7 protein-coding genes are annotated in these 5,449 nt (G+C 74.7%); 2 read left to right on the top strand and 5 right to left on the bottom strand.

Going from position 1 to position 5,449, the window contains the following annotated elements; all coding sequences use genetic code 11:
- Window positions 1–727, bottom strand: a 727-nt coding sequence (locus DZF91_RS28925) for an MFS transporter (protein ID WP_117360286.1), incomplete at its 3' end; no start/stop codon positions are given.
- A 116-nt stretch (window positions 728–843) separates the two neighbouring features.
- Entirely contained in the window at window positions 844–1,707 is an 864-nt protein-coding gene (locus DZF91_RS28920) for a nitroreductase/quinone reductase family protein (RefSeq protein ID WP_117360285.1), read from the bottom strand.
- Window positions 1,708–1,789: 82 nt separating this feature from the next.
- On the opposite strand from DZF91_RS28920, the gene DZF91_RS28915 reads away from it, so the two are divergent.
- Entirely contained in the window at window positions 1,790–2,287 is a 498-nt protein-coding gene (locus tag DZF91_RS28915; RefSeq protein ID WP_199486959.1) for a MarR family winged helix-turn-helix transcriptional regulator, read from the top strand.
- Between the two features lie 55 nt (window positions 2,288–2,342).
- Here DZF91_RS28915 and DZF91_RS28910 read toward each other — a convergent pair whose 3' ends face one another.
- From DZF91_RS28910 to DZF91_RS28900, 3 genes are all read right to left on the bottom strand, one after another.
- Window positions 2,343–3,362, bottom strand: coding sequence for an alpha/beta hydrolase (locus tag DZF91_RS28910; protein WP_117360284.1), 1,020 nt, complete (start codon window positions 3,360–3,362; stop codon window positions 2,343–2,345).
- A gap of 147 nt (window positions 3,363–3,509) precedes the next feature.
- Complete coding sequence (locus tag DZF91_RS28905; RefSeq protein WP_117360283.1) at window positions 3,510–4,103, bottom strand: TetR/AcrR family transcriptional regulator; 594 nt, start codon at window positions 4,101–4,103, stop codon at window positions 3,510–3,512.
- A 96-nt stretch (window positions 4,104–4,199) separates the two neighbouring features.
- Window positions 4,200–4,847, bottom strand: a complete 648-nt coding sequence (locus DZF91_RS28900; protein ID WP_117360282.1) for a maleylpyruvate isomerase family mycothiol-dependent enzyme — start codon at window positions 4,845–4,847, stop codon at window positions 4,200–4,202.
- A 114-nt stretch (window positions 4,848–4,961) separates the two neighbouring features.
- On the opposite strand from DZF91_RS28900, the gene DZF91_RS28895 reads away from it, so the two are divergent.
- On the top strand, window positions 4,962–5,449 hold a 488-nt coding region (locus tag DZF91_RS28895), incomplete at its 3' end, for an ABC transporter ATP-binding protein (RefSeq protein ID WP_117360281.1).

Raw genomic sequence — 5,449 nt, 5'->3', positions numbered from 1 at the left:
CCGCGCCGAGCAGCCCGCCGCGCCGGGCCGTCCGCCGCCCCGCCGCCCCGTCCGCGCCCGCGCCGTCCGTGCCAGTCGTGTCTTCCGGGGTGACGGTGCCGGAGGCGGTCACGCGGCGCACGGCCGGCAGTCCGCCGACGGCGGCGAGCGGGACGAGCGCGACGACCGCCGCCGCCACGAACAGCACCCCGAACCCCACGTGCTCGGCGACCCAGAGGCCGAGCGGCAGGCAGGCCAGCGCCGGGACCCCGACCGCGACCCCGTACAGTCCGAGCGCCTCGCCCCGCCGCTCGGGCGCGACGGTCTCGGCGGTGAGCGCCGTGCCCGCGACGACGAGGATGCCGAGCCCCGCGCCGCGCAGCGCGCACGCCAGCAGGACGACGGGCAGAGCGGACGCGGCGGGGAGCGCGTCCGCCGCGAGCGGCAGCAGCGACGGGAGCCCCATCAGCAGGAGTCCGGCGGCGAGCGTCGGGCGGTAGCCGTAGCGACTGGCCATGCGCGGCGTCAGCGGCTCCAGCAGGAGGGTCGTGAGCATCATCGCGCCCGTGGTGAGCCCGGCCCCGAACCCGCCGCCGCCGTGCCGCGCCGCGTACAGCGGCAGCGTCGACATCAGCAGGTAGCAGCTCGCCATCCCGCCGAACGACAGGACGCCCATCGTGACGTACGCCCTGGTGAGGATCGGTGGCCGGGCGGTGGCGGGCCGGACCGGGACATCCTGGACGCTCACGGGCGGCTCCTCGGAAGCGGGCGGGAGTGGACCCTCATCGTCCGCCGTCCGGAGGGGGAGGGGATCGGGCAACAGCCCTATTTTCTGCGACCCCCGCGAGCCCGGCCGCTAAGCCGCTAGGCCGGTCGGCCGAGCAGCACGGCCGGGTCCACGGTGTCCAGGACCGGGATGAGGCGGCGCTCCTCGTCGGCGAAGTGCGCGTCGATCTCCTCCGCGAGCCGTGAGATCTCCTCGCGCCGATCCTCGGGGTCCATGTCGGTGCGCGCGTACAGGGCCTCCAGCTCGGCGCGCATCCCGGCCAGCACCCGGTGCTGGCGGCGCAGTTCGTCCAGCACCGGGGCGACGCCGGGGTGGTGCCGTTCGATCCGCGGGAAGACGCCCTCCTCCTTGCCGTGGTGGCTCTCCAGGTCGCCGCAGACGGTCAGGCACCGCTCGCGCAGCTGCTCCATGAGGCCCGGCGTGGGCGCGGTGCCGAAGGCGGCGGCTTCCAGGAGGTCGCCCAGCGCGCGGCGGAGGTCATCGTGGATCCGGAGGAGTTCGAGGCCGATCGCGTTCCGCCGGTCCTCGTCCACGCGGTGCAGGACGACGATCGGGAACGTCCGGTCCGTCCGCTCGATGTAGCCCGCGTACGCCTCGGACGTCTCGGCCATCCGGGCGTGCAGCCGTTCGTGCTCCTCGCCCCGCAGGGGGATCGCCACGGCCTGGTAGGCGGACGTGCCGATCTCGACGGTGACGCGGGGGTTGTCGACCAGGTTCCGGTACCACTGCGGGTCGTGGTCCGCGCCCGCGTTCGTGCCGAAGACGACGGGCCGTCCGTGGTCGTCCTCCTGGTAGGCGAGCGGCGAGGTCCGGGGCTCGCCGGACTGCGCGCCGGTGGTGGTGAGCAGCAGCAGCGGGACGCCGGCGAAGTACCCGCCGACCTTCCCGCCGTTGGCCCGGAACTCCTCGACGATCGGGCGGTTGCGCTCGGTGTGGGTCATGCCTCCGGCCTCCGTTTAAGCTGGTCCCGCCGACTCATGTTTGCTTTGCAAGCAAATCTACTTTGGATGCAAAGGTATTTGTATGTCAACGGGCCGGGAGACCGAGCGCGCCGCCGCGGGCGCCCCCGAGGAGGGCGCGGGCGTGGACGTCGAGACGGGCATCCGCGCGATGCTGCTGCTCATGCCCCGCGTCGTCGGCCGGACCAAGCGGATGCCGCCGCCGGACTCCCTCGCCGGCTTCGCGCTCGCCCCGCGCCACCTGTCGCTGCTCGCCTACCTGGTCTTCGACGGCCCGATGCCGGTGAACGCGCTCGCCGAACGCCTGGAGGTCGCGCCGACCACGGTCAGCCTCATGGTCGGCGACCTCAGCCGCCAGGGCATCCTGGAGCGCCGCGCGGACGACGCCGACCGCCGCCGGACGATCGTCGCCATCGCGCCCGCCCACGTGGACGCCATCCACGGCTGGCTGGCGCGCGGCGCGGACGCCTGGCGCACCGCCCTCGAACCCCTCACCCCGGACGAGCGCCGCGTCTTCGTCGAGACGATCCGCCGCTACGAGGACGCCACCCGCGACCTCTGACGCGCGCGCGGCCCGGCGGGCCTGCTGTGGGCGGTATCGGCCGGGTTCGCCGTGGTCAGCGGCCGGGGACGGGGCCCGGCAGCGTCTTGGTGAACCAGGCGAGGATGTCGGGCAGCAGCTTGGCGAGGTCGGCGGTGTAGTGCCCGCCGTTCTTCTGGATCTCCACCTTGACGGTCGTCGGCGGCCGGACGAGCCGCTGGAACGCCGTGATCCGGTCCTTGTCCGCGCGGAACATTCTGCGGTCGCCCGCGAGCAGGAACAGCCGCACGTCCGGGTGCTTCCGGACCATCTCCGTCGGGCTGTTGGCGCGCATCTGCCGTGCCGTCCAGCGCGGGCCGGCCTGCGGCTCGGGCTCGAAGTACCCGGCCCACGACATCGCCGCGCGGTACCGGTCCGGGTGCTGGAGGGCGAGCTTCACGGCGCAGAACGCGCCGGACGACGCGCCGCCGAGGCCCCAGCCGTCCCGGCCGGGCAGCGTCCGGAAGTTGGCTCTGACCATCGCGTAGACGTCGTCACCGAGGAAGGTGCCCATCTTCGGCATGCCGGGGATGTCGCTGCACTCGGTGTCCTGCCGCGTGGACATCTGGAGCACCGGCATGACCATGATGAACGGATGGGCCTTGTGCCGCTTCGCCATCTGGACGGCCGTCCGCTGGATCGGCTCGACCTCCTCGTGCGCCCAGAAGTTGTAGTTCACGCCGGTGTTGCCCGTGTAGAGCATCAGCACGGGGAAACCGCTCCGGGCGTAGCGCGGGTCCTTGTACTCGGGCGGCAGCCAGACCCAGACCTTGCCGGTGACGCCGGACCTCGCGCCCTTGAGCGTGGTGACCATAATCGGTCCGCCGGACGTCCGGTGCGAGAACGTGAAGTGGGCCTTCGGGCCGCTCGGCATCACGACGGGCGGCTGCGTGCGTCCGGCGGGCGCCGCCTGGGCGGGCGTGCCGGGCTGCGTGGACGACGCGGGCGGCGTCTGCGCCTTCGCCCCGCTCGAACCGCAGCCCGTGACCGCCGGCGCCACGCACATGGCGGCGACCAGCGCGGCCCCGACTCCGCGCGTGCTCGGACGTGATCCCATCTGGCCTCCCCGTAGGCCGTCCGCCGCGTCCGGAGGGCGGGTACAGAAGCACGCGAACCGGACGGGAGCATCAGCCGGACAGAGCATAGGGCCGCCGGGTGAACGGGAGAAGTCCCGCCACCGGGCAGGCAGCCGTACGTACCGTCCTCAGGCGGTGAGGAGGCGGACGACCAGGTCGTCCATGGCCGCGCCGACCTCCGCGCGGGCGGTGGCCTGGTCGGACGCGGCGGCGATCACCACCCCGGCCTGGTTCGCCGCGCCGAACAGCAGGTGGGCCAGCGGCTCGGCGCGTCCGGCCGGGACGAACCCCAGCCGCTCGGCCTCCCGCAGCCCGTCGCGGAGCTGACGGCGCGCGCAGTCCGGGTCGTCGAAGGCGACCGACCGCTCCCAGCCGAGGACGAGCGGCCCCTCGCGCAGCAGGACGCGCTGGACGTGCGGCTCCAGGCAGGCGTCCAGGTAGGCGGCCATGCCCGCGCGGATCCGGGCGGGCGGGGTCGGGTCCGCGGCGAGCGCGGCGGCGGCGCAGCGGTCCGCGACCTCCCGCTGGACCTGCCGGTACGCCGCCTCGAACAGCGCCTCCTTGTCGGCGAAGTGGTGGTACAGCGCGCCGCGCGTGACGCCCGCCGCCGCGACCACCGCCGTCGTGGACGTCCCGGCGAAGCCGTGCTCGGTGAACAGGGCGACGGCCGTGTCCACGAGCCGCCGTCGCGTCGCGTCGCCCTGCTCGACCTTCCTGCTCATGCGTTCATCGTAGGGAGCCCCTGATCATGCCCGGCCCGCGCCACGGCTCGCGGTGGCCGCCCGGCCGCGGCGGCGGGCGGGGCCGAAGCCGTGGGGCTACTTGGCGTGCACGTTCACCTCGGCGGGGAGGCCGAGCACCGCGGCGTCGAGGCGTCCGGTCGCGACGAGGACGAAGCGGTGCGGGTCGCCGGTCACGACCGTCCCGCCGCCGCCGACCGCGGTCTCGGGGAAGCCGTCCAGGCGGAGGGTGAGCGGGACGCGGCCCTCCAGCTCCTCGCACAGCCAGGAGAGCGCCGCGCCCAGGCCGGGACCGTGCTCGGTCGGACGGCCGAGCGCCGCGCGGACGTCGTCGGCGTGCACGTACGCGTCGTACCAGAGCGTCGTGACGCCGTTGCCGACCGTCCGCCCGGCGGGGCCGGGCGCCGCCCAGACCTCGTCGGTCAGCGCGGCCAGTCCGGGCTCGACCTTGGCGACGGTCGCGCGCAGCGCCGCGGCGGTCCCGGCGGGTGACCCGCCGCGCAGCGCGGCGGCCTGCTCGTCGGGGGAGCGGGTGCCGGAGGCCCGCTGGGCGACGTCCACGACGTTGCCCAGCACGTGCGCGGCGACGTCGCGGACGAGCCACCGCGAGCATCGGGTGGGGGTGTTCCAGGCGGTGTCGGAGAGGTCTTCCAGCAGGTCGGCGAAGGCGCGGAACTCGGCCGTGAGGCCCCTGACCACGGTGTCGCGGTCGAGTCGTCGGGTCATGCCGCGAACTTACATACATACAGCCTGTATGTACAGGGGTGGGGACAACCCGAAGACCGATCCGGTGGGAGTCCCCGTTCCGGCGGAGGGGGGCCGGCCGGTGGGATCGGGGGCATGACGTTCCCGAGTTCCCGACCCGCGGCGCCGCACCCCGTCCCGCACGTCCTCCCGCCCGCCGTCGAACTCCGGTCGGTGGTGCGCCGGTACGGGGCGGGCGACACCGCCGTCACCGCGCTCGACGGCGTCAGCATCGCGTTCCCGCCGGGCACCTGGACGGCCGTCATGGGCCCGTCCGGCTCCGGCAAGTCCACGCTGCTGCACTGCGCCGCCGGGCTCGACCGGGCCGACGAGGGGCAGGTCGTCGTCGCCGGCCGCGACATCACCCGCGCGCCCGAGCACGTCCTCACCGACCTGCGCCGCCGCTCGCTCGGGTTCGTCTTCCAGAACTTCAACCTGGTCGGCGCGCTGACCGCCGAGCAGAACGTCGCGCTGCCGATGCGGCTGGCCGGGGTCCGCGTGGACCGCGGCCGGGTGCGGGCGGCGCTCGCCGAGGTCGGCCTCGGCGACCGGGGCCGGCACCGGCCGCGCGAGCTGTCCGGCGG

This window comes from Actinomadura logoneensis, assembly GCF_003428695.1.
GTDB classification, from domain to species: Bacteria; Actinomycetota; Actinomycetes; order Streptosporangiales; family Streptosporangiaceae; genus Spirillospora; species Spirillospora logoneensis.
Note: the sequence above shows the minus strand (reverse complement) of the source record. Positions and strands in the feature narration are given on the sequence as shown.

Coding starts and splice junctions, on each gene's coding strand:
- DZF91_RS28920 (WP_117360285.1), bottom strand. CDS start 1,707: ATGACCCACACCGAGCGCAACCGCCCGATCGTCGAGGAGTTCCGGGCC.
- DZF91_RS28915 (WP_199486959.1), top strand. CDS start 1,790: ATGTCAACGGGCCGGGAGACCGAGCGCGCCGCCGCGGGCGCCCCCGAG.
- DZF91_RS28910 (WP_117360284.1), bottom strand. CDS start 3,362: ATGGGATCACGTCCGAGCACGCGCGGAGTCGGGGCCGCGCTGGTCGCC.
- DZF91_RS28905 (WP_117360283.1), bottom strand. CDS start 4,103: ATGAGCAGGAAGGTCGAGCAGGGCGACGCGACGCGACGGCGGCTCGTG.
- DZF91_RS28900 (WP_117360282.1), bottom strand. CDS start 4,847: ATGACCCGACGACTCGACCGCGACACCGTGGTCAGGGGCCTCACGGCC.